General features: G+C 55.0%; 20 protein-coding genes. 12 read left to right on the top strand and 8 right to left on the bottom strand.

Annotated features, from left to right (window positions below; genetic code table 11):
• Nucleotides 1-31 precede the first annotated feature (31 nt).
• Genes rng through CPA50_RS04035 form a run of 5 tightly spaced genes read right to left on the bottom strand, consistent with a single transcriptional unit; the run spans nucleotide 32 to nucleotide 4530 of the window.
• Complete coding sequence (gene rng, locus CPA50_RS04055) at nucleotides 32-1513, bottom strand: ribonuclease G (protein ID WP_096781176.1); 1482 nt, start codon at nucleotides 1511-1513, stop codon at nucleotides 32-34.
• Nucleotides 1510-2112 (bottom strand): Maf family protein, encoded by a 603-nt coding sequence (locus CPA50_RS04050; protein WP_096781175.1) that lies wholly within the window; start codon nucleotides 2110-2112, stop codon nucleotides 1510-1512. Before CPA50_RS04050 ends, rng begins: the two co-directional genes overlap by 4 nt.
• A gap of 2 nt (nucleotides 2113-2114) precedes the next feature.
• Complete coding sequence (gene mreD, locus CPA50_RS04045) at nucleotides 2115-2591, bottom strand: rod shape-determining protein MreD (RefSeq protein WP_096781174.1); 477 nt, start codon at nucleotides 2589-2591, stop codon at nucleotides 2115-2117.
• Complete coding sequence (gene mreC / locus CPA50_RS04040) at nucleotides 2591-3460, bottom strand: rod shape-determining protein MreC (RefSeq protein WP_319823112.1); 870 nt, start codon at nucleotides 3458-3460, stop codon at nucleotides 2591-2593. Before mreC ends, mreD begins: the two co-directional genes overlap by 1 nt.
• A gap of 29 nt (nucleotides 3461-3489) precedes the next feature.
• Nucleotides 3490-4530, bottom strand: a complete 1041-nt coding sequence (locus CPA50_RS04035) for a rod shape-determining protein (protein WP_072797766.1) — start codon at nucleotides 4528-4530, stop codon at nucleotides 3490-3492.
• Between the two features lie 330 nt (nucleotides 4531-4860).
• Between CPA50_RS04035 and CPA50_RS04030 the strand changes: the two genes are divergently transcribed.
• From CPA50_RS04030 to gatB, 4 genes are all read left to right on the top strand, one after another.
• Complete coding sequence (locus CPA50_RS04030) at nucleotides 4861-6234, top strand: mechanosensitive ion channel domain-containing protein (RefSeq protein ID WP_096781172.1); 1374 nt, start codon at nucleotides 4861-4863, stop codon at nucleotides 6232-6234.
• A 131-nt stretch (nucleotides 6235-6365) separates the two neighbouring features.
• Nucleotides 6366-6653 (top strand): Asp-tRNA(Asn)/Glu-tRNA(Gln) amidotransferase subunit GatC, encoded by a 288-nt coding sequence (gene gatC, locus CPA50_RS04025; protein ID WP_096781171.1) that lies wholly within the window; start codon nucleotides 6366-6368, stop codon nucleotides 6651-6653.
• A gap of 29 nt (nucleotides 6654-6682) precedes the next feature.
• On the top strand, nucleotides 6683-8140 hold the full coding sequence (gatA, locus tag CPA50_RS04020) for an Asp-tRNA(Asn)/Glu-tRNA(Gln) amidotransferase subunit GatA (RefSeq protein ID WP_096781170.1): 1458 nt from the start codon (nucleotides 6683-6685) through the stop codon (nucleotides 8138-8140).
• Nucleotides 8141-8161: 21 nt separating this feature from the next.
• Entirely contained in the window at nucleotides 8162-9613 is a 1452-nt protein-coding gene (gene gatB / locus CPA50_RS04015) for an Asp-tRNA(Asn)/Glu-tRNA(Gln) amidotransferase subunit GatB (protein ID WP_096781169.1), read from the top strand.
• Here gatB and CPA50_RS04010 read toward each other — a convergent pair.
• The gene (locus CPA50_RS04010) at nucleotides 9603-10544 is read right to left on the bottom strand and encodes a LysR family transcriptional regulator (RefSeq protein WP_096781168.1); all 942 of its coding nucleotides are present in this window, start codon (nucleotides 10542-10544) and stop codon (nucleotides 9603-9605) included. The two genes, gatB and CPA50_RS04010, sit on opposite strands and share 11 nt — an antisense overlap.
• Nucleotides 10545-10676: 132 nt before the next feature.
• On the opposite strand from CPA50_RS04010, the gene CPA50_RS04005 reads away from it, so the two are divergent.
• Genes CPA50_RS04005 through CPA50_RS03995 form a run of 3 tightly spaced genes read left to right on the top strand, consistent with a single transcriptional unit; the run spans nucleotide 10677 to nucleotide 14593 of the window.
• The gene (locus tag CPA50_RS04005; RefSeq protein WP_096781167.1) at nucleotides 10677-12092 is read left to right on the top strand and encodes an acetyl-CoA carboxylase biotin carboxylase subunit; all 1416 of its coding nucleotides are present in this window, start codon (nucleotides 10677-10679) and stop codon (nucleotides 12090-12092) included.
• Between the two features lie 15 nt (nucleotides 12093-12107).
• The gene (gene oadA / locus CPA50_RS04000; protein ID WP_096781166.1) at nucleotides 12108-13916 is read left to right on the top strand and encodes a sodium-extruding oxaloacetate decarboxylase subunit alpha; all 1809 of its coding nucleotides are present in this window, start codon (nucleotides 12108-12110) and stop codon (nucleotides 13914-13916) included.
• Between the two features lie 11 nt (nucleotides 13917-13927).
• Complete coding sequence (locus CPA50_RS03995; protein WP_096781165.1) at nucleotides 13928-14593, top strand: carbonic anhydrase; 666 nt, start codon at nucleotides 13928-13930, stop codon at nucleotides 14591-14593.
• Nucleotides 14594-14672: 79 nt separating this feature from the next.
• On the opposite strand, the gene rimO is transcribed toward CPA50_RS03995, so the two are convergent.
• Nucleotides 14673-16016: a 30S ribosomal protein S12 methylthiotransferase RimO gene (gene rimO / locus CPA50_RS03990; RefSeq protein WP_096781164.1), complete on the bottom strand. Its 1344-nt coding sequence runs from the start codon at nucleotides 16014-16016 to the stop codon at nucleotides 14673-14675.
• Between the two features lie 347 nt (nucleotides 16017-16363).
• On the opposite strand from rimO, the gene CPA50_RS03985 reads away from it, so the two are divergent.
• From CPA50_RS03985 to CPA50_RS03970, 4 genes are all read left to right on the top strand, one after another.
• Nucleotides 16364-16774 (top strand): PilZ domain-containing protein, encoded by a 411-nt coding sequence (locus CPA50_RS03985; protein ID WP_096781163.1) that lies wholly within the window; start codon nucleotides 16364-16366, stop codon nucleotides 16772-16774.
• Between the two features lie 167 nt (nucleotides 16775-16941).
• Nucleotides 16942-17850, top strand: coding sequence for a sulfate adenylyltransferase subunit CysD (gene cysD, locus CPA50_RS03980; RefSeq protein ID WP_096781162.1), 909 nt, complete (start codon nucleotides 16942-16944; stop codon nucleotides 17848-17850).
• Nucleotide 17851: 1 nt separating this feature from the next.
• Nucleotides 17852-19510, top strand: coding sequence for a sulfate adenylyltransferase subunit CysN (gene cysN, locus CPA50_RS03975; protein WP_096781161.1), 1659 nt, complete (start codon nucleotides 17852-17854; stop codon nucleotides 19508-19510).
• Between the two features lie 189 nt (nucleotides 19511-19699).
• Nucleotides 19700-20716 carry a nucleoid-associated protein gene (locus tag CPA50_RS03970; protein ID WP_096781160.1) on the top strand — a complete coding sequence of 339 codons (1017 nt, stop codon included), beginning with the start codon at nucleotides 19700-19702 and terminating at the stop codon, nucleotides 20714-20716.
• 168 nt (nucleotides 20717-20884) lie between these two features.
• On the opposite strand, the gene trmH is transcribed toward CPA50_RS03970, so the two are convergent.
• Nucleotides 20885-21616, bottom strand: coding sequence for a tRNA (guanosine(18)-2'-O)-methyltransferase TrmH (gene trmH / locus CPA50_RS03965; protein ID WP_096781159.1), 732 nt, complete (start codon nucleotides 21614-21616; stop codon nucleotides 20885-20887).
• A 316-nt stretch (nucleotides 21617-21932) separates the two neighbouring features.
• Here trmH and miaB point away from each other — a divergent pair, with 316 nt between their 5' ends.
• Nucleotides 21933-23279 (top strand): tRNA (N6-isopentenyl adenosine(37)-C2)-methylthiotransferase MiaB, encoded by a 1347-nt coding sequence (miaB, locus tag CPA50_RS03960; protein ID WP_096781158.1) that lies wholly within the window; start codon nucleotides 21933-21935, stop codon nucleotides 23277-23279.
• Nucleotides 23280-23327: the final 48 nt, after the last annotated feature.

The raw sequence follows: 23327 nt of genomic DNA, 5'->3' as shown, positions 1-23327 counted from the left end.
TCACACCCTGCGCCGGTAATCCGCTCCGGGATCATAGCAAAACAACATCGTACTGCTCCTGGCTATAAAAGGGCTCCACCTGAAAACGGACAGTCTTGGCTATAAAAGTTTCAAGGTCCGCTACGTTATCGGATTCCTCATCAAGCAGGCGGTCAACTACGCTCTGGGAAGCCATCACCAGATAGTTTTCGGCATCGTAGGCGCGGTTAACCCGGAGGATCTCCCGGAAAATCTCGAAACACACTGTCTCACTGGTTTTCAGAAACCCCCGACCATCACAGATAGGGCAAGGTTCACACAGTACCTGGCCAAGGCTCTCCGTGGTCCGCTTCCGGGTCATTTCCACGAGGCCCAGCTCTGAAACACCGGTAATTTTGGTTTTGGCGTGGTCCCTTTCGAGCATCTTTTCCAGCATGCGATGAACCTGGCGCTGATGCTCGACATCCTCCATATCTATAAAATCGATAATGATGATTCCGCCCAGATTACGCAGCCTCAACTGACGACTGATCGCCCGGGCCGCTTCCAGGTTGGTCTTGAAAATGGTTTCTTCCAGGTTACGATGACCCACAAATGCGCCAGTGTTGATATCAATGGTGGTCATGGCTTCGGTCTGATCGATGATCACATAGCCACCAGACTTTAGCTGAACCTTGCGGCTAAGCGCCCTCTGAATCTCATCTTCCACTGAATAGAGGTCGAAAATCGGCCGCTCACCCGGATAATATTCCACCTTGTCGGCAAACTCGGTAACAAACTCTCCGACAAACTCCATAACCCGCTGATGGCTTTCGCGGCTGTCGATACGCACCTTTTCAGTTTGTGGCCGTATGAGGTCCCGTATGGTACGGATAAACAGAGGCAAATCCTTGTAAACAGCTGCAGGTGCCTGAACCTTATCAATCCGGTCATGTATGGACTGACTGAGGCGATGCAGGTAGCTCATATCAGCCATCAGGTCTTCTTCCGATGCGGCTTCAGCTGCCGTGCGGATAATATATCCGCCCTGCACATCAGCATGCGCTGCCGCGCCTTTCTCAACGAGCGCTTTTAATCGACTGCGTTCAGTCTCGTCTTCAATTCGCTGGGAAATACCTACGTGACTGACATCAGGCATGAAAACCAGGTAACGGGATGGAATAGAAAGCTGGGTAGTAAGTCGGGCACCTTTTGTTCCGATGGGATCCTTGGTTACCTGCACCACCAATGACTGCCCTTCTCGCAGCAAGGTACGGATGTCCGGAACGGTTTTCGGGCCGTCACCGGCCTCTGTTGCGGCGGCCTGGTTTGAGACAACATCGGAGGCATGGATAAAGGCTGCCCTCTCAAGGCCTATGTCTACAAATGCGGCCTCCATACCGGGAAGCACGCGCACTACCTTGCCTTTGTAGATATTACCGACAATACCCTTGCGGCTGGCACGCTCAATATAGGCTTCCTGCAGCATACCGTTCTCAACCAGCGCGACCCGGGTTTCAACCGGCGTTACATTGATCAGGATTTCTTCGCTCATGATTGGCTCTCCCGACTACTTGGCCAGTATTTCCATACAGGGCAGCCTGCATTGGCCAGTAAAACAGCTGTTTCCTGCAATGGCAGGCCCACTACCGCACTGTAACTGCCTTTAAGTTCTTGAACAAAAATACCACCAAGGCCTTGAATTCCATAACTTCCGGCTTTGTCCATGGGCTCTCCCGTGGCCACGTAGGCAGCAATTTCAGCCGGAGACAGGGAACGGAAGCTCACCTCTGTAGTCACCAGGCGAGATTCACAGTGCCCGTCCTGCGCCAGTGCAATGGCGGTCATGACCTGATGAGTAGTTCCAGACAGTTCAGCCAGGATGGATCTGGCTTCATGCTCATCAGCCGGTTTGCCAAGAATGGCATTCTCCAGTATCACAGATGTGTCTGAACCAAGAACGAGTTTGCCGGGGAAGTCGACAGCAACCGCGAGCGCTTTCTCCCGGGCCAGACGTTCAACGTAATCACCAGGCATCTCAGCAGATCGGGGTGTTTCATCGATATGAGCGGGCTGCACGGAGAATTCAACGCCAATCTGCTCAAGCAACTCTGAGCGGCGGGGCGAGGCAGAGGCGAGAATAATAGACCCCATGGCTATCCCATCTTCCTGTTAATGTTGTCCATCAGAATGGAAAACAAGGGCCATACCAGGGCGCTGGTCAGTGCAGGCCACAGATAACTGAAACCTGCATCTTCGCCTCCCAGCATCTGTTTCAGGAAGTGCACCAGCATCTGATTGATACCCAGCAGAAGAAAGACCATAACGCACTGTTGCGGCATGGGATACATGCGCAGCCTCTGGTGAATGGTAAAAACCAGAAACGCGATAAGTCCCATCGCCAGCGCATTGACACCCAAGGGCGTAGCTTCAAGTACATCAAGTAACAAGCCGAGGCACCAGGCAAACAGAATGCCGAACTGCGCCGGGGCCCGGAACGTCCAATAGAACACAATCAAGCCAAGCCATTCAGGCCGGAACTCATACCAGCCCACAGGAAACAGGGAGATGCTTAGCACCAGCGACACAAGCACTGACAACACAAACACCGGGTAACTGATTACAGATAACATCAGCCCTGCCCCTCCGGAACCTGGTCATTATTGGTAGCGGGAAGTGCGGGAGCCCCATCCTTTGGAGGGAAAACCACGAGTACCAGGCGGCTTTGATTGAGCTGTGCCTTGGGCGTAGCCTGGATCGATACAAAAGGTTCTCCCGGCTCTTTATTGATCAGACTGACTTCGGCAACCGGATACCCTCTCGGAAAACGCCCGCCAAGACCCGAACTGACAAGCAGGTCCCCTTCACGGATATCAGCCGTATCCGGCACGTGGACCAGATCAAGCGTCGCTGAATCTCCAGTACCCAGAAGAATGGCCCGCAGCCCGTTTCGCACCACTTCAACCGGAACCGCATGACTGCTGTCGGAAACAAGGAGTACACGAGAGGTCACCTGACTGGTCTGTACTACCTGCCCCATCAAACCATGAGCATCCAGTATGGCCTGCCCGACCTGCAGGCCATCACTGCGACCTTTATTGATAATAATTTCGTGTGAATACGGATCCGGCGAAACACTCACCACCTGGCTGACGATAACCCGGTCATCGAGAAGCTCAGAGGAATTCATCAGACGGCGGAGTTCATTATTTTCAGAGGCCAGAGCGGCGTACTTGAGGGCCCTCCGCTCAAGAATGAGCAGGCGGGCTTTCAGGTCTTCATTTTCCTGCTTCACATCTTCGCGGGTGGTAAACAGGCTGACAACCCAGTCACTGAACTGATAAGGCGCATTGCCAAGCCAGTAAACAGGAGTAAGGCCGGTTGCCAGAGTACTTCGTACAGGCGTGAGACGGTCGTAATGCTGGTCGGCAACAATCAGTGTCGCCGATACAATAATTACCAGCAGGAGCCGAAGACCGGGCATTGGCCCCTGGACAAAAATGGTTTTAATAACGATCCCTCCCCAAAGGATTATCCCTCCGGAGAGAACATTCCGATGCCGCCCCGGTCAATGACTTCCAGCGCCTTGCCACCACCACGGGCTACACAAGTCAGCGGATCCTCGGCGATAATCACCGGCAGCCCGGTTTCTTCGCTGATCAGTTTGTCCAGACCACGCAACAGTGCACCGCCACCGGTCAGAACAATGCCACGCTCTGCAATATCCGAGGCCAGTTCCGGAGGGGATTGCTCCAGCGCACTTTTAACGGTCTGAACTATCTGCGCAAGGGATTCCTGAAGTGCGTCCAGAATCTCTTCACTGTTGAGAGTAAACGCACGCGGCACACCTTCGGCCAGGTTACGTCCACGCACATCGATTTCGAGAATTTCCAGACCCTCATACGCACAACCGATTTCGTGCTTGATGCGCTCGGCAGTAGATTCACCGATAAGGCTGCCGTAATTACGGCGCACGTAGGTAACAATAGCTTCGTCGAATTTGTCACCACCTACCCTTACCGAATCGGCGTACACAATACCGTTAAGGGAAATAATCGCAATTTCGGAGGTACCGCCGCCGACATCCACAATCATTGAGCCGCTGGCTTCTTCAACCGGCAAGCCAGCGCCAATGGCTGCGGCCATGGGCTCTTCAATCAGGAACACTTCCCGTGCACCGGCACCAAGGGCCGATTCGCGGATGGCCTTGCGTTCTACCTGTGTGGACTTGCTGGGTACGCATACAAGCACCCTTGGGCTCGGCGTTATGAAGCTGTTCTCATGCACCTTGTGAATAAAGTGCTGAAGCATTTTCTCAGTAACAACGAAATCAGCGATTACGCCATCTTTCATCGGACGGATAGCGGTAATGTTGCCAGGGGTACGGCCCAGCATGCGTTTGGCTTCAGCGCCAACGGCGGCAACCATTTTCTGGGAGTTGGTGGTACGAATAGCTACAACGGAAGGCTCGTTCAGCACAATCCCGCGGTCACGCACGAAAATAAGGGTGTTGGCGGTGCCCAGATCGATGGACAGGTCGCTGGAGAATAAGCCTCGGAGTCTTTTAATCAACATTCGTGTAGTTTCAACCTGAGAGTTGCGGTTGCAGAAAGATGCGGCAACTTTAGCAGTGCCCCCCCGCTCAGGCAAGGCGCAGCCTGCTGTAAAGGTAAATGATATTGCCCCCTGCATGAACAATTGTTCATCCGCCTGCAGGATGATGATCCCCCAGGCGGTAATCTGCAGGTTGACGCGGGCAACGGATTGATCTTTGCTTCATATTAAAGATGGCTGAAAAGACGACCTGAAAATCTCCGGCCCACCCAACTCAAACTGCCAAAATCGAGGCCCCAGTTGAGAATACCAGAAATCAGCCTGACGCATCGCACCTTCAGGACAACAATGTCCTGCAATTTATTATTGGCTTTGGTATTAATTGTCTCTGCGGGGATTCCCACCTCAACTCAGGCCCAGCAGAACGAGTCCGAACCAACAGGCACAATCTCCCTGAACCCCGGATCTGACAGTGATGTCCTGATCGCCGGGCGCATTTCCAGCATTTTTAACCAGATTCCGCACTTCGAGGCTCTGCAGGTGAATGTTGACAGCGGCGTGGTATCGCTGACAGGGCAAGTTGCCAATGAATCCCAGGCGCAACGGGCCCTGAAACTTGCCGGTCGAGTGGAGGGCACCATTGCAGTTGATGACAGGATCGTGCGCACCCTGGGCCTGCAAGACAACCTGAACCCCCTCTGGGATTCCCTGCAAAATACCTTACACGGCTGGGTAAGAGCCCTGCCACTATTGCTGGTGGCACTCAGTGTTTTTGTCATAGTGGCCTTCACAGGACACCGTCTGGCGAGCCACAACCAGCTCTGGTCTCGGTTAACCGAAAACCCGTTCCTGGCGGAACTGGCGGGGCATGCTGTCAGGCTGACAACCTTGCTTTTAGGCTTGCTTCTTGCCCTGAACATTCTCGGAGCCACAGCACTGATGGGCACATTGCTGGGCGGCGCAGGCGTATTGGGCCTGGCCATCAGTTTTGCCGTCAAAGATTCCATGGAAAATTACATTTCCAGCATCATGCTGAGTATCCGCCAGCCTTTTCGTGCGCAGGAGCATGTAGCTATCAACGAATACGAAGGCGTTGTCGTCCGGCTGACATCGCGCTCGACCGTGCTGATGACACTGGACGGCAACCACTTGCGCATTCCCAACTCGACAGTCTTCAGGGCTGTTATTCTGAATTACAGTCGCAACCCCCAGCGCCGCTTTGATTTTGTTCTCGGCGTAGACGCTGCAGACGATCCGGCTCAGGCTATCCAGACTGGCCTGACAGCGCTGCAGGGGCTGGACTGGATACTGGCGTATCCCGAACCCCAGGGAATCATCGACTCCGTTGGCGACTCGAACATACTGATTAAATTTCTGGCCTGGATTGACCAGCGCGAATCGGACTACGGCAAAGCCCGCAGCCTTTCCATTCGCGCCGCCAAGAATGCACTGGAATCCCAGGGCTTTACCTTACCGGAGCCCATTTACCGGCTGCGTTTCGACCAGTCACCAGTAACGCCGGCCACAATGGAGGCGCCCAAACCCCCTGCGAAAGCCTCAAGAACGGAGACTGGCACAGTTACAGCTTCGCCGGCTTCCGCGCCCCCAGCAGACGATATACTGGATGTTCGCCCGGACACCAATATATCGAGACAAGTACGTGAAGAGCGCAGTGACACCGCAGTCAAAGACCTTCTGGATGATACCCGGCCAATTGAATGAGCTCCGATTCCATGAGATTCATGACTGACACACAGACTGAAGTATCCTCCACCCTCAACTCTCCCGCACAGCCGTGAATCTGTTACCATAACGGCCTTCATAAAAACGCTGTTTTATACTTTGGAGTCAACGTGACCATTTCCCGCGAAGACATTGAAAAAGTCGCCGTGCTGGCCCGTATTCGTCTCGACGAAGAGCAGATACCGGCACTGGAGAAAGACCTGGGCAACATCCTCAGCCTGGTTGACCAGCTCACTGCCGCCGATACCGATAACGTCGAACCGCTGGCTCACCCGCTGGATGCGGTTCAGCGCTTGCGTCCGGATGAAGTAACCGAGAGCAATCAGCGCGAGGCTTTTCAGGCTATTGCACCAGCTACCGAAAATGGCCTCTATCTCGTACCCCGCGTTATTGAGTGATCTGACGAACCACATCATCAGGATTGAACATGCATAACAAATCCGTAGCAGAGCTTTCCCGACAACTGGAAGGTGGCAAGATTTCAAGCGTGGAACTGACCCGTGAGTTCCTCGATCGCATCAAGGCCGAAGACAGCCAGTACAACAGCTTCATCACCGTCACCGAAGATCAGGCTATGGCCGATGCCAAATCCGCTGACGAACAGCGTGCAGCCGGCAATGCCGGCCCCTGGACCGGCGTACCTTTTGCCCACAAGGATATTTTCTGCACCAACGGCGTAACCACCACCGCCGGTTCGAAGATGCTGGCCAATTTTGTCCCACCTTACGACGCCACAGTAGCCGCCAATTTCCGTGCAGCCGGCGCAGTGTGCCTGGGCAAAACCAATATGGACGAGTTCGCCATGGGCTCATCCAACGAATCCAGCTTCTATGGCCCGGTGACTAATCCCTGGGGCCTGAGTGGCAGCGGAAAGCGCGTTCCCGGTGGTTCCTCCGGCGGCTCCGCAGCAGCCATTGCTGCCCGCCTTGTACCGGCAGCCACAGCTACTGACACCGGGGGCTCTATTCGCCAGCCGGCAGCGCTGTGCGGTATCACAGGGCTGAAGCCCACCTATGGCAGAGTTTCCCGCTACGGCATGATCGCCTTTGCTTCCAGCCTTGATCAGGGCGGCACCATGGCGCGCACAGCGGAAGACAACGCTCTGATGCTGAATATAATGGCTGGATTTGACCCGAAAGATTCCACATCCGCTGACCGCGCCGTGCCGGATTACACTGCGACTCTGAACGAGCCCCTGAAAGGCCTGCGCATCGGGCTGCCAAAGGAATACTTCTCAGACCAGCTAAGCCCCGCGATGGAAGAACAGGTACGCAACGCCGTCAAGGAATACGAAAAGCTGGGCGCGACCGTGAAAGAAGTGTCGCTGCCCCATGCGAAGCTGGCTATTGCCGCTTATTACGTTATTGCGCCTGCCGAGGCCTCAGCCAACCTGTCGCGCTTTGACGGGGTAAGGTACGGCTACCGCTGTGAGGACCCGCAGGATCTCAACGATCTTTACACCCGCACCCGTGCCGAAGGCTTCGGCGGCGAGGTAAAACGCCGTATTCTGGTAGGTACTTATGCGCTCTCAGCTGGCTACTTTGACGCCTATTATCTGAAAGCCCAGAAAGTGCGCCGGCTGATTCAGCAGGATTTCATCACCGCGTTCAAAGACGTGGACGTACTGATGAGCCCGGTATCACCCTCACCCGCATTTGTGCAGGGCGAGAAAACCAGCGACCCGGTAACCATGTATCTGGAAGATATTTTCACTATCGCTGTAAACCTGGCTGGCGTACCTGCCATGTCGGTACCGGCAGGTTTTGTGGACGGACTGCCGGTCGGGCTGCAGATTATCGGCAACTATTTTGACGAAGCCCGTCTGCTGAATGCAGCCCATCAGTTCCAGCAAGTCACTGACTGGCACCAGAAGCTTCCCCAGTAAGCCCGAACCAGGAGAACGTTTATGCAATGGGATATTGTGATCGGGCTGGAAATTCATGTTCAGCTTGCCACCAAAACCAAGATTTTTTCCGGCTCCAGCACCGCTTTTGGTGCCGAACCCAATACGCAGGCCAGCGCAGTTGATCTGGCCATGCCGGGCACCTTGCCTGTGCCAAATGAACAGGCCTTCCGTTACGCAGTAATGTTCGGCCTGGCAGTTAATGCGGAAATCGGCCGGCGCTCGGTGTTTGACCGTAAAAACTACTTCTACCCGGATTTGCCCAAGGGCTACCAGACCACACAACTGGACCACCCTATTGTTGGCCCGGGCTTTGTGGATATTGACCTGGCCGATGGCCGCAGCAAGCGTGTACGCATTCATCACGCCCACCTGGAAGAAGACGCCGGCAAATCCCTGCACGAAGACTTCCATGGCATGACAGGTATTGACCTGAACCGTGCAGGCACGCCGCTGATAGAAATTGTTACCGAGCCGGATATGAACAGCGCGGAAGAGGCCGTTGCCTTCGCCAAAAAACTGCACAGCCTGGTATCCTCCATCGGCATTTGCGACGGTGACATGAGCCAGGGTTCCCTGCGTTTTGACGTCAACATTTCACTCAAGCCCAAAGGCTCGGACGAACTTGGCACCCGCACCGAAACCAAAAACCTGAACTCATTCCGCTTTATGGAGCAGGCCATCGCCCACGAAGTGGAACGGCAGATGGACATTCTGGAAGACGGCGGCAGAATCATCCAGGAAACACGCCTTTACAATGGCGATCGTGATGAATCACGCTCTATGCGCAGCAAGGAAGAAGCCAACGATTACCGCTACTTCCCCTGCCCGGACCTGCTGCCAGTTGAGATAGACGACTCTTTTATTGAAAGTGCCCGCATACTGCTGCCAGAACTGCCAGACGACCGCAAAGCCCGCTTCAAAGAGCAGTTTGGCCTGAATGATTACGACGCTGGTCTGCTTAGTGCGGACGCCCGGCTTGCAGGCTTTTTCGAAGAAACCGCCAGCCACGGCAAAGACCCGAAACTGGCGGCGAACTGGGTGCTGGGCGAATTCTCTGCCCGTCTCAACGCGGAAGATAAAACGGTCACTCAGGCACCTATTACCGGTACACAGCTGGGCCAGCTGGTTACGCGCATTGCTGATAACACCGTTTCGTCATCCGGTGCAAAAAAGGTATTCGAAGTACTCTGGAGTGGCGAAGGCGACAATGCCGATGCCATCATCGAATCACAAGGCCTGAAACAGGTTTCGGATACTGGCGCACTGGAACAGATGGTTGATGAGGTTCTGGCAAACATGCCTGACCAGGTAACGCAGTATCAGCAGGAAACCGATCCGAAAAAGCAGAAGAAGATGCTTGGCGGCTTTATGGGGCCTTTGATGAAGGCTTCTAAAGGGCAAGGCAATCCGAAGCTTTTCAACGAAATTCTGCTGAAAAAGCTCAAGGGTTAAGGAACATCGTCTCAAACTGACGGATGTTCTGCTGAACGTAATCAATAAATGCCCGCATGGCCGGCGTAGGGTGCCGAGCCTGCGGGTAGACTACACACCAGCTCCTTCTCAGCGGAAACCCCTTGATATCCAGGATGTGCAAGCTGCCCAAAGCGAGCTCCGACGCCACCCCCAGCTTTGGCAAAACGGCCACGCCCAGCCCTGCCAGAACCGCATGCTTCAGAGCGTCATTAGAGCCCAGCTCAATGCCCGGCTTTGCCCGTAAGCGCTGATCCTGGCAATGCAGCTCCAGAGCCAGCCGACTACCTGAACCGCTTTCCCGTACCAACAACCCACTATCCAGAAACTCCTGAGCGGTCACATTCTGCTGCTGGAGTAACGGGTGGCCACTGGGTACTACCGGGACCAGCTCGTTATCCAGAAATGGCAGCGAAGCCAGAGGCCGTTCCGCCGGAACCATACCCATAATCACCAGGTCATCTTCGTTATCATTCAGTCGCTGGAGAGCCGCCGCCCGGTTAACAACCGCCACTGACACTGTCACCTGAGGGTTCAGTTGCAGAAAAGCGCTTAGCATATAGGGCACCACATACTGAGCGGTATTAACCGCCACCAGCCTTAACTCCCCTGCCACTTGCCCCTCCAGCGCAGCCAGACTGTTTTGTACCCGCTCCAGCTCACGGAACACCGAACGCACACAAGCTGCCATTTCCTCGCCCGCTGCAGTGCAATAGAGCTTACGCCCGACATACTCAAACATCGGCAGACCCAGAGCCTGCTCAAGGTGGCGTACCTGACTGCTAACGGCCGGCTGGGTCAGCCCAAGCATCTCCCCTGCCTTGCTGTAGCTTTTCAGATCATTAACAGCCTTGAACACCTGAAGCTGTCTGAACGTCAGGCGACTGGCCAGTTTCTGGATACTCAGGGGCATAGCATTCCTTCCTGTTTTTATTCATAAGATATTACTTATAGATAAACAAAATAATATCAATTTTCCGAAAAAGATCTATCCCGCTAACCTTTTCAACACCTTCATTCGGGACGACGAAACGAGGAATCCCCCATGCTGAAGAAAGTGTTAATCGCCAACCGCGGCGAAATTGCCGTCCGCATCGTGCGGGCCTGCGCAGAGATGGGGATACGCTCGGTGGCCATATACACCGAACCGGATCGCTATGGACTGCATGTCAAGCGGGCTGACGAATCCTACTCCCTGGGCGAAGACCCTTTGGCCGGCTATCTCGACCCGGCTCGCATTGTGAACCTGGCTGTAGAAACCGGCTGCGACGCCATTCACCCCGGCTACGGTTTCTTATCGGAAAACGCCAGCTTCGCCCGTCTGTGTGAACAGAAAGGCGTAACCTTTATCGGCCCGAAATCCAGCGTAATCCACGGAATGGGCGACAAAACCCAGGCCCGCAATAGCATGCGCACAGCCGGCATCCCTGTCACTCCCGGTTCCGACGGCAATCTGGACAGCCTTGAAGATGCCCTTAAGCTGGCAAACGATATCGGCTATCCGGTAATGGTCAAGGCAACATCCGGAGGTGGAGGCCGCGGCATCCGTCGCTGTGACACACCTCAAGAACTGAAGGCCCAGTACCCACGAGTGATTTCCGAGGCTACCAAAGCCTTCGGCTCGGCCGAAGTATTTATGGAGAAGTGCATCGTGAACCCTCGGCACATCGAGGTACAGATACTGGCAGACAGCCAGGGCAACGCCATCCATCTATTCGAGCGCGACTGCTCCATACAGCGTCGCAACCAGAAGCTGATCGAGATTGCCCCCAGCCCGCAACTGACTCCGGAACAGCGCCAGTACATTGGCGACCTGGCGGTGCGGGCAGCAAAGGCGGTTGGCTATGAGAATGCCGGTACCGTGGAATTCCTGCTGTCCGGCAACGAAGTCTACTTTATGGAAATGAACACCCGGGTACAGGTGGAACACACCATCACCGAAGCCATCACCGGCGTGGACATTGTCCGGGAACAGCTGCGCATTGCCTCCGGCCTGCCCCTGAGCTACCGCCAGGAAGACATACAGTTCCGGGGCTATGCCCTGCAGTTCCGCATCAACGCGGAAGATCCGAAAAACGACTTTCTGCCCAGTTTCGGACGCATTACTCATTACTATGCCCCCGGCGGCCCCGGGGTGCGGGTGGATACCGCCATCTACACCGGCTACGAAATCCCCCCCTACTACGATTCCATGTGCCTGAAACTGGTGGTCTGGGCCCTGACCTGGGAAGAAGTCATTGCCCGCAGCCGGAGAGCCCTGGATGACATGCGCCTGCACGGCATCCGCACCACCGCCAGTTATTACCAGCAGATACTGGAACATCCGGACTTTATCCGCGGCAAGTTCGATACCAGCTTCGTGCCCTCCCATCCGGAACTGCTGAACTATTCAACCAAGCGCCATCCCAGCGAGATCGCCCTGGCCATTGCCGCCACCATAGCCGCCCATGCCGGCTGGTAAGCAGGAGGAACACCCATGAACACCACCAAGAAAATCGAAGTTACCGATGTCATCCTGCGGGATGCCCATCAGTCCCTGATCGCCACCCGCATGCGTACCGAAGACATGCTGCCCATCTGCGACAAGCTGGATCAGGTGGGCTACTGGTCCCTGGAAGTCTGGGGCGGCGCCACCTTTGACGCCTGCGTGCGCTTCCTCAAGGAGGATCCCTGGGACCGGTTGCGCCAGCTGCGCAAGGCACTGCCCAACACCCGGCTGCAGATGCTGCTGCGGGGCCAGAACCTGTTGGGCTACCGGCACTATGCCGATGATGTGGTGGAAGCCTTCGTCCAGAAGGCAGCCGACAATGGCATTGATGTATTCCGGGTGTTTGACGCCCTCAACGACCTGCGCAATCTCGAAACCGCCATGAACGCGGTAAAAAAGGCCGGCAAGCACGCCCAGGGGACCATCTGCTACACCACCAGCCCGGTACATACTCCGGAGCTGTTTGTACGCCAGGCCCGGGACCTGCAGGCCATGGGGGCAGATTCCATTGCCATCAAGGACATGGCCGGCCTGCTCACACCCTATGCCACCTTTGAACTGGTGCAGGCCATCAAATCCGCCGTGGACCTGCCGCTGGTGGTACACAGCCATTCCACTTCCGGCCTGGCCCCCATGTGTCAGCTCAAGGCCATAGAAGCCGGAGCCGACCGCATAGATACCGCCATTTCCTCCTTTGCCTCCGGCACCAGCCACCCCGCCACCGAATCCCTGGTGGCCGCCCTCAGGGGCACCGGCAATGACACCGGGCTGGACCTGAATCTGCTGGCCGAGATTGCCGACTATTTCCGGGAAGTCCGGAAAAAATACCACCAGTTCGAAAGCGAATTTACCCGGGAAGATGTCTCGGTACAGATCAACCAGGTGCCCGGCGGCATGATGTCCAACCTGGCCAACCAGCTCAGGGAACAGAACGCCCTGGACCGCATCCGGGAAGTGTTCGAGGAAATTCCCCGGGTTCGCGAAGACCTGGGCTTCCCGCCCCTGGTAACGCCCACATCCCAGATCGTGGGCACTCAGGCGGTCTATAACGTCCTGGCCGGGCAAAGGTACAAAACCATCACCAATGAGGTGAAACGCTACCTTCAGGGGGGCTATGGCAAACCACCAGCGGAGGTTAACAGCGAAGTTCGGAGGCAGGCCATTGGCAGCGAAACCGTCGACGAAGGTCGTCCGGCGGATCAGCTGGAGCCGGAACTGAACCGGCTCCGGGAGGAAATCGGCAGCCTCGCGCAAAATGAGGAAGACGTCCTCACCTACGCCATGTTCCCGGATCTGGGCCGGGAATTCCTGCAGCAACGCCAGGACGGCACCCTGACACCGGAACCCCTGCTGCCGCCAGACCAGGGTCGCAAGGGCCAGATGACCACCGCTGTAGCCAGCGAATTCCGCATTGATGTGCACGGGGAAACCTACGAAGTGGCGGTCACCGGAGCGGGAGACGCCGGTGCAGGAAAACGCAAGCTGTACCTGTCACTGGACGGCATGCCTGAAGAAGTGGTGTTTGAACCCCTGAACGAATTTATCACCGAAGGCAGCAGCGGCCGCAAGCGGGCCACCGAGCCCGGACATATCACACCGGCCATGCCCGGTTCTGTGGTGGACGTGCTGGTCAGCGAGGGCGACGAAGTCGCTGCCGGTCAGGCTGTCATGATCACCGAGGCCATGAAAATGGAAACGGAAGTACACACCAGCATTACCGGCACCGTGCGCGCCGTGTATGTGGCCAAGGGCGACCGGGTGACTCCCGGTGAAGTCCTGATCGAAATCAGCGAATAACGGGAGCGGACATGGATCATATTGTTCAGGGTGTACTGAAATTCCGCAGCGACATCTACCCCAGCCGCAAGGATCTGTTCCGGTCACTGGCCGACAGCCAGAATCCGGATGTGCTGTTTGTCACCTGCTCGGACTCACGGATAGATCCGAACCTGGTGACCGGCTCCCACCCCGGAGATCTGTTCATCTGCCGTAATGCGGGCAACATCATACCGCCACATAGCAATGATACCGGCGGCATGACCGCTTCCATCGAGTATGCGGTTGCGGTGCTGAAGGTGCGCCATATCATTATCTGCGGACACACGGACTGCGGCGCCATCAAAGGTGCCCTGGATATGTCAGCCCTGGATGGCCTGCCCCATGTCCGGGAGTGGCTGGGGCACTGCCGCTCAGCCATGGAAATCGTACGGGAACGGCACGACATAGCCACCGGCGTCTGTCTGGACCACCAGCACATGGATGAGGCCATCGAGGAAAATGTACTGCAGCAGGTGCAGCACCTGCGCACCCACCCGGTAGTGGCCGCCAAGCTGGCCACCCGGAAAATCCAGATCCACGGCTGGATCTACGACATTGAATCCGGAGAAATCCGCTGCTGCGGCCAGGACAGCCTGGAGTTCCAGCAGTTCGACGACTTCTACGCCGAAGTGATCCAACGTATCAACAAGGACTGATTGCCCAGAAACAGAAAGGATCGCCACCGGTTACCGGGGGCGATCCTTTTTTCCTTCAGAGCCAGTATCAGGGCAAGACTCAGGCCAGACGGGCCCAGAGGTCATGCTCGTCCGCATGCTCCACCACGGCCTGCACCATCTGCCCTGGCTCAAGACCCGTGACATCGTTCAGATATACCATACCATCGATTTCTGGCGCATCAGCCTTGGAGCGACCAATGGCCCCCTCCTCGTCCACTTCGTCAATCAACACATCAATCGTTGTGCCAATTTTTGCCTGCAAACGAGCGGCTGAGATATGGGCTTGTTTCTCCATAAACCGGGCGAGACGTTCTTCTTTGACTTCCTCCGGCACGGCGCCTTCAATCTCATTGGCCTTGGCACCCTCAACCGCACTGTAGGTAAAGGCACCCACCCGATCCAACTGAGCCTCATCCAGCCAGTCCAGCAGATACTGGAAGTCTTCTTCGGTTTCACCCGGAAAGCCCACAATGAATGTGGAACGTATGGTCAGCTCCGGACAGATATCCCGCCACTTGCGAATACGGTCCAGTGTTTTGCTGTCGTGGGCCGGGCGCTTCATGGCTTTCAGCACTTTCGGGCTGGCGTGCTGAAACGGAATGTCCAGATATGGCAGAATTTTACCTTCTGCCATCAGCGGAATAATGTCGTCCACGTGGGGGTATGGATACACATAATGCAGACGTACCCAGACGCCCATCTCGCCCAGCGCTTCGCAAAGTGACTGCATTTTGGTTTTCAGGGGGCGCCCCTGCCAGAACCCGGTGCGATATTTGGTATCTACACCGTAGGCCGAGGTGTCCTGCGAGATAACCAGTAACTCTTTGACTCCGGCATCAACCAGACGCTGGGCTTCGTCCATAACGTCGCCAATAGGCCGGCTTACCAGATCGCCACGCATGGAGGGGATAATACAGAAGGTGCAACGATGATTGCAGCCTTCAGAAATCTTGAGATAAGCGTAATGCCGGGGCGTCAATTTGATGCCCTGCGGCGGAACCAGGTCTGTAAACGGATCGTGCTCGCGGGTTTGCGGAACAAACTGATGTACGGCACCAACCACTTCTTCATAGGCGTGAGGGCCGGAAACAGCCAATACGCCAGGATGGGTTTCCCGGATTTTGTCAGCTTCTACACCCATGCAACCGGTGACGATCACTTTGCCATTTTCGTTAATCGCTTCGCCTATGGCATCCAGGGATTCCTGCTTCGCCGCATCAATGAAGCCACAGGTGTTCACCACAACAATATCTGCATCATTGTATGTAGGAACAACATCGTAACCATCCAGCCGCAACTGGGTCAGAATGCGCTCGGAATCAACCAGAGCTTTGGGGCAGCCCAGACTGATGAAACCAACTTTGCCGTTGCCAGCCACTGTGTTCTCGGTCTTTTCTGTCATATAACCTTTCAGGATTCCTGGCGCCCGGCGGGAGCAACCGAATGAATGGAGGCAGAATTTTACACCAGTCGACCCCCTTTCTGCAGCAAAAGCCGGAGCACCCCGGCACCTGAATGTTTCCGCCTTGATCCGAAATTGTGAAGCCTTGTTCAGAAAAATATAATAAATCCGCAACAATGTACGACACAAAAGTTGCTGATCAGAAAACAAACAACTACACTTTTTGGCGGTTACACCTTGTTCTGAAACATTTTTTACGCCTGAACATGCGCAACCGGGACCATAAAAAAACTGTAACGGGCGCTTATGAAGAATGACTACTTACACAGAGCTTATTAAGAGTGCCCATGAAAACAGCCACAATTAAACCAAACCTGCGCAACCAGCAACGTGTGGATATCGAGAGCGACATCACCATTGAGATGCCAGATGGCGGCCAACTCACCTGCAAAATTTCAAACCTTTCCCGGACAGGCGTGATGGTTCGCTGCAATCAGGCGACGGCAGGCCAGCTAATACCCGACCTGAAAGCCCCCGCACCGGGAAACTGGCTTACCGTAAAGGCCAGGTTCTCTGTACCGGTCGTCGCAGCCCAGCCAGTATCGATTTTAGCCAACGGGAACATCATTCACCTGCGAAGAATGGCAAGAGACGAGTTTCAGCTAGGCATACAGTTTGCGAACTTTGAAGGTAACGGGTTCGATTACGTAGACCTGTATGTGCGCAAACTTCTGGCCGATACGCGCAACTTCGCCTGAAACCCGCTGGTATAACAGGCCCAACCTCACTTCTGGCCGCGCCCTTTGAGCGCTATATTGCTATAACTCAAAACTCTAACCACAAGACTTCTTATAGCTGTATTGCATCTGATATAATTGCCGTTCAAATTTGCACGCCATCAAGACCCGCTGCGGCACGGATTATCATGACCACATACAACCTCACGCATCTGAAGCAACTGGAAGCGGAAAGCATCCACATCATTCGCGAAGTGGCTGCCGAGTTTGATAACCCGGTAATGCTCTACTCCATCGGCAAAGATTCCGCCGTCATGCTGCACCTGGCCCGCAAGGCTTTCTACCCAGGCACACTGCCTTTTCCTCTGATGCACGTGGATACCACCTGGAAATTCCGGGACATGATCGATTTCCGGGAGCGCAAGATAAAGGAATACGGTCTGGATCTGATTGTGCACATTAATCAGGACGGCGTGGAACAGGGTATCGGCCCGTTTTCCCACGGCAGCGCAAAACATACAGACATCATGAAAACCCAGGCACTCAAACAAGCCCTGGATAAACACGGGTTTGATGCGGCCTTCGGTGGTGCCCGCCGGGATGAAGAAAAATCCCGGGCCAAAGAGCGCGTTTACTCTTTCCGCGACGAATACCACCGCTGGGATCCCAAAAACCAGCGCCCGGAACTCTGGAACACCTATAACGGCAAGGTAAACAAAGGCGAGAGTATTCGGGTTTTCCCTCTCTCAAACTGGACTGAGCTGGACATCTGGCAGTATATCTACCTTGAAAATATTGAAATCGTTCCGCTTTATTACTCTGCAGTGCGTCCGGTGGTAGAGCGGGACGGCTCACTCATCATGGTGGATGACGATCGCATGCCTCTGAAAGAGGGTGAAAAGCCGATGATGAAATCCATCCGTTTCCGTACCCTGGGATGTTACCCGCTGACCGGAGCTATTGAATCTGAAGCGGACACTCTGCCAGAGATCATTCAGGAAATGTTGCTGGCAACCAGCTCAGAACGCCAGGGCCGCGTGATCGATCACGACTCTGCTGGCTCCATGGAACAGAAAAAGCGGGAAGGGTACTTCTGATATGTCACACCAATCTGATCTCATCGCCGACGACATCCAGGCCTATCTCAAACAGCACGAGAACAAAGAGCTGCTGCGCTTACTCACCTGCGGCAGCGTCGACGACGGCAAAAGCACTCTGATCGGCCGCCTGCTGCATGACACAAAAATGATCTACGAAGATCACATGGCCACCCTGAAAACCGACAGTGCAAAAATGGGCACTACCGGCGAAAAACTGGATCTGGCCTTGCTGGTTGATGGCCTTCAGGCAGAGCGGGAACAAGGCATTACCATTGATGTCGCTTACCGCTATTTCTCCACAGACAAGCGCAAATTCATCATCGCCGACACCCCGGGGCACGAGCAGTACACCCGCAACATGGCCACTGGTGCGTCCACCGCGCAGGTTGCAATTCTGATGATCGACGCACGCCGCGGGGTGCTTACCCAGACACGTCGACATTCATACATTGCTTCCCTGCTTGGCATCCGGCACATCGTAGTAGCCGTGAACAAGATGGACCTGGTGGATTTCAGCGAAGACCGCTTCAACGAAATCAGGGAAGAGTACCTGGCCTTCGCCGCAAAACTCGGGTTGAACGACATCCGGTTTGTGCCGATCTCGGCACTGGAAGGTGACAACGTGGTCAACCGCAGCAAGAACATGCCGTGGTTTAACGGCCTGCCGCTGATGGAGATACTCGAAACGGTAGAAGTGGGCAGAGACAAGAATCTGGAACACTTCCGGTTCCCGGTTCAGTACGTAAACCGCCCAAACCTGAACTTCCGTGGTTTCTGCGGCACCATCGCTTCTGGCTTGATTCGTCCGGGTGACAAGGTTATGGCCCTGCCCTCCCGGCGCACCAGTACTGTAAAAGAGATCGTCACGTTTGACGGCAACCTGGACGAAGCTTATATCGACCAGGCAGTAACCCTGACGCTGGCAGACGAGATCGACATCAGCCGTGGCGATATGCTGGTAACGCCCGAAGACGAGCCGGAAGTGGGCAACCGCTTCAAGGCCAACATCGTGTGGATGGCTGATGCGTCTCTGCAAACCGGGCGGCTGTATGACATAAAACTGGGCCCCACCTTCACATCGGGCACAGTTCGGAAAATCCACTATCAGACAGACGTAAACACTCTGGAGCAGAACGCTAACCCAGACCTGCTGCAAGTAAATGAAATCGGTTTGTGTGACCTTACACTGAGCCAGCCAATTGCATTTGACGCCTACCAGCGCAACCACGCCACGGGCAGCTTTATCGTGATTGATCGGCTGACCAACGTAACCGTTGGTGCCGGTATGATCCACAGCCTGGCAGATACTGCAGCAACCCTTGAACCCGTTGCTCCGGAAGAACGCGAGCGCAGACTGGCGCAGCAGCCGACGATTATTGGCTGCTGCGGCAAGCAAGCTCCAGCCCTTGCACTGGCGGTGGAGCGTGCACTTTTTGACCAGGGCAAGACTGCAGTGGTCCTGAGCGAAGACAATGCGGGTAACGCTGACGACCGCCGTCGTACTGCCCAATTGCTGACAGCTCATGGATTGATTGCGATTGCAGTGAATCTCGGCACTGATGTGGCCAGCGTTTCCGTATCGGCTGATAACACGGAGGAGGTATCCGATATTGCTGCTGCTCTGGTGCAGGAACTGGTTCGCGATAAGAGAATTTAATCCGGGAACCAGGCATGGCTGTTTAGATGGAGGCCGTGGGGCGGGGAGTCTTTTCTGCCCCACGGCTATCAGGCTATGCAGTAATTCTCCCTTTTAGTCGTGAATGTAATCGTTGTACGTGGCAAAATCTGTGGCCCTGAAGGTTTCCTTCGGGGCTTTTTTGCTTATTAATTCAGGAAATTTCTGTTTATGGCCATCAAACACCTGCGCACTGCTTTTTCCAGTCAATATCAGCCGGGGCAGCCTGCTCGCCTCCAAAGTGGTGAATCGCTGCAGGAACCGGGTGGCGATTACGAGGCCCTGCACAAACAGATGAAGCGGCTGTTTAACAGCAAGCCAGGTAAAAAATATGGGCGATTTTCGGATGATATTGGTGAAAGCCCGTTTGCTGGCTGGCTGAAGGATTACCTTGAGGAGAAACAGAGTTTTGCATCGTTCACTGACCGGTTGTTCGGGCAATGGCAGGAATTGCTGACTGGATCTCAGGAGGAGTTTCAGGGACAGCTTATGGTTGTTCATGAAGCGCTTGCGGACTCGGATGTTGTTTATGTAATGATTCTCGAAAGCGATGGTGCTCTGCGCTTTGATGGCAACCAGGCTTTGGACACAACGGATGTGCTGAGCACGTCACGCCTGAACCTTGCCATGCGGGTTGAGCTGGATGACTGGTTGGGAGACAACGCAGCCGAGAACTACCTTACTCTGGTTCATGCCCGCGGTACTGGCGAGCCCGGCGAACTGTTTATCCGCCTGTGTGGTTTTACCAACCAGGTAGATGTGGAGAAAGAAACCCTGACCTTCCTGGATGCGGTGGAAGCATTTGCGAAGTCTTCAGAACCGGAAAAAGCGGGAGAAGTTCGTACGCGGGCATACGAATTCTGTAAGGAACAGCATGCTCTGGGCGAGCCGGTTGCCATTGAGGCCTTGTCTGGCTATCTGGACGAGGATCAGCCAGAGCGCTTCCGGGAGTTTGCAAGCAAGTCGGCTGAACTGCCGGAGAGCGGTGTCCTGCATCCGGATCACCGGAAGGTGAAGAAGCTGGTACGTATTGCCGGCTCTGGTGGTGGCATGAGCGTTTCCTTTTCTTCAGATCTGGTAAATCAGGCTGTGTATTACGACCGGGATAAGGATGCACTTACGATTACACGTTTGCCCAAGGCGTTGCGGGAGCAGCTGGAGCGGTATCTGGAGAGTCGCGAGGACTGATTCTTCGGAACCATGTATCGGCCTGACTTGCCTGGCGCTTCGATGGCTGGCTCCGCGGCGCGGTGGCTCTTTTCTTCTGGAAAAAGCAACTCGCTGCGCTCAGACATTTTTTTCCGGCAGAAAAGAGCCACCACACCACGGGCCGATCAGGCTGAGGGGTGTATCTGGTTAGGTTATCTCTTCCGGTTTTTTATCGGTCCACCTCGGGCGGTTTGCTCTTAGCTCCCTCACATCCTGCATCCAGCCAACCCCATCAACCAGTTCACCGGTTTCGTGATCGAGTGGCGGGTATGGCAGGTTGCGGTCGTCGCAGTAGCGCTTTACAACGGGCTGACACCAGCTGAACAACAGGCGGTTATATTCGTCATCCGGTATGCGTCGGGAGTTGAATAACCCCGCTTCTTTTCGCTGCCTCTGTGCTTCCGAGAGGATAATGGCGCAGGCGGCGGAGACGTTGAGGGATTCGACCATGCCCATCATGGGGATGACAATGTGTTCGTCGGCCTGCTCAGCCGCACCGGCGCTGACACCATCCACTTCATTACCCATGACGATGGTACAGGGCACGGTGAAGTCAGCGGAGCGGTAGTCGATGGCGCGGTCAGACAACTGTGCAGCGTAGAGTTTATGGCCCTGCCCTTTCAGGCTCATTATAGCGTCATCCATAGTGCGATGGGTGTGGGGTGTTACCCATTTGAAGCTTCCACCAGCGGTTTTACGAAAGGCGCGGAAACCTTCTTTGGGCCATACCACATGCATACTGGAAAGCCCGAAGGCGTCGCAGGATCGCAGTATGGCGGAGAGGTTTCTCGGTTTGTGAACCTGGTCGGTCAGGACACTCAGATCAGGTTGGCGGGTGTTTAAAACCTGCTTGATGCGGGCAAGACGCTCTGGAGTCATGGGCTTTTGGACTTTGCTCAAAAGTTCGGGAAGCAGTTGGCAAGGCTCTTTCCAAAACTGTTGAGGGCCATGGACGGCCCGAAACAAGCGCACATGGATGTGCCCGTAGCGTGTTTTGGAAAGAGCCTTGCCGACTGATTCATGCACAAATAATCAGAAAGCGCGCATCATACCACAGCAAAACTGGCAGTTTACCGAGACAGTGCTGGTTGCAGAATGATCACGCCGTTATAATGCGCAGTTCTTCTTTTCAGTGCGTCCGGTCCTGACTGCCCAAGGCTCCAGACGCCAAATACATCCAGTTATGTTGAGACCCATGGCCAAAAAGCTGTTCATCAAGACTCACGGTTGCCAGATGAATGAATACGATTCATCCCGTATGGCCGACCTGCTTAAAACCGGAGAAGCGGTAGAAATGACCGACTCCCCGGACGACGCCGATATCCTGTTGCTGAACACCTGCTCCATCCGCGAAAAAGCTCAGGAGAAAGTCTTCCATCAGCTGGGACGCTGGAAAAAACTGAAAGCAAAGAAACCGGAACTGATTATCGGTGTCGGCGGCTGTGTTGCCAGCCAGGAAGGCCAGGCTATTCTCGACCGGGCACCTTATGTTGACATGGTCTTCGGCCCCCAGACTCTGCACCGCCTGCCGGATATGATTACCGAAGTGCGCGTAAAAGGTAACGGCGTGGGCGTTGTAGACGTGAGCTTTCCGGAAATCGAAAAGTTCGACAACCTGCCTGATCCGGGCGCAGACGGCCCATCCGCCTTTGTTTCTATCATGGAAGGCTGCAGCAAATACTGCACATTCTGCGTGGTGCCCTACACCCGCGGCGAGGAAGTCAGCCGGCCAGCTGACGATGTAATCGCGGAGGTCGCCCACCTAGCGGGCCAGGGCGTACGTGAAGTCAATCTTCTGGGCCAGAACGTGAACGCCTACCGGGGCGAAACCCACGATGGCGATTTTATGGACCTGGCGGAACTGATCACCCTGATAGCCACTATCGACGGCATCGATCGCATCCGCTACACCACCTCGCACCCGGTTGAATTCACCGACGCGATGATTGAAGTGTATGAGCAGGTACCTGAGCTGGTCAGTCACCTGCACCTGCCAGTGCAGAGTGGTTCTGATCGTATTCTCGCGGCCATGAAACGCGGCCACACAGCGCTGGAGTACAAATCCAAGCTGCGCCGTTTGCGCAAGATTCGCCCGGATATCAGTTTTTCCTCCGATTTCATCATTGGCTTCCCCGGTGAAACCGAGAAGGATTTTGAAGACACGATGAAACTGATCAACGATATCGGGTTCGATATGTCGTTCAGTTTTATTTACAGCGCTCGTCCCGGCACGCCTGCCTCAGATTTACCAGACGACACTGAAATGGAAGTCAAGAAACAACGCCTGAAAATCCTGCAGGACCGGATCAACCAGACTGTGATGGATATCAGCCGCAAGATGGTGGGTTCAACTCAGCGTATTCTGGTAACAGGACTATCAAAGAAGGACCCTGGGGAGTACTCCGGGCGCACCGAAAATAACCGGATTGTTAATTTCCGGCACGAGAATCCCGGTATTATCGGGCACTTCATAGACGTCGAGATTGTTCAGGCCTACGCAAATTCCTTGCGCGGTTTGCCTGTGGACTCGAAGCTGCACTGAGCCTCGGGTCCCGCCATTCTATAAATCTTCAAGCCTGCAAACCGGCTG

The organism is Marinobacter sp. ANT_B65 (assembly GCF_002407605.1).
Classification (GTDB): Bacteria; Pseudomonadota; Gammaproteobacteria; order Pseudomonadales; family Oleiphilaceae; genus Marinobacter.
Note: the sequence above shows the minus strand (reverse complement) of the source record. Positions and strands in the feature narration are given on the sequence as shown.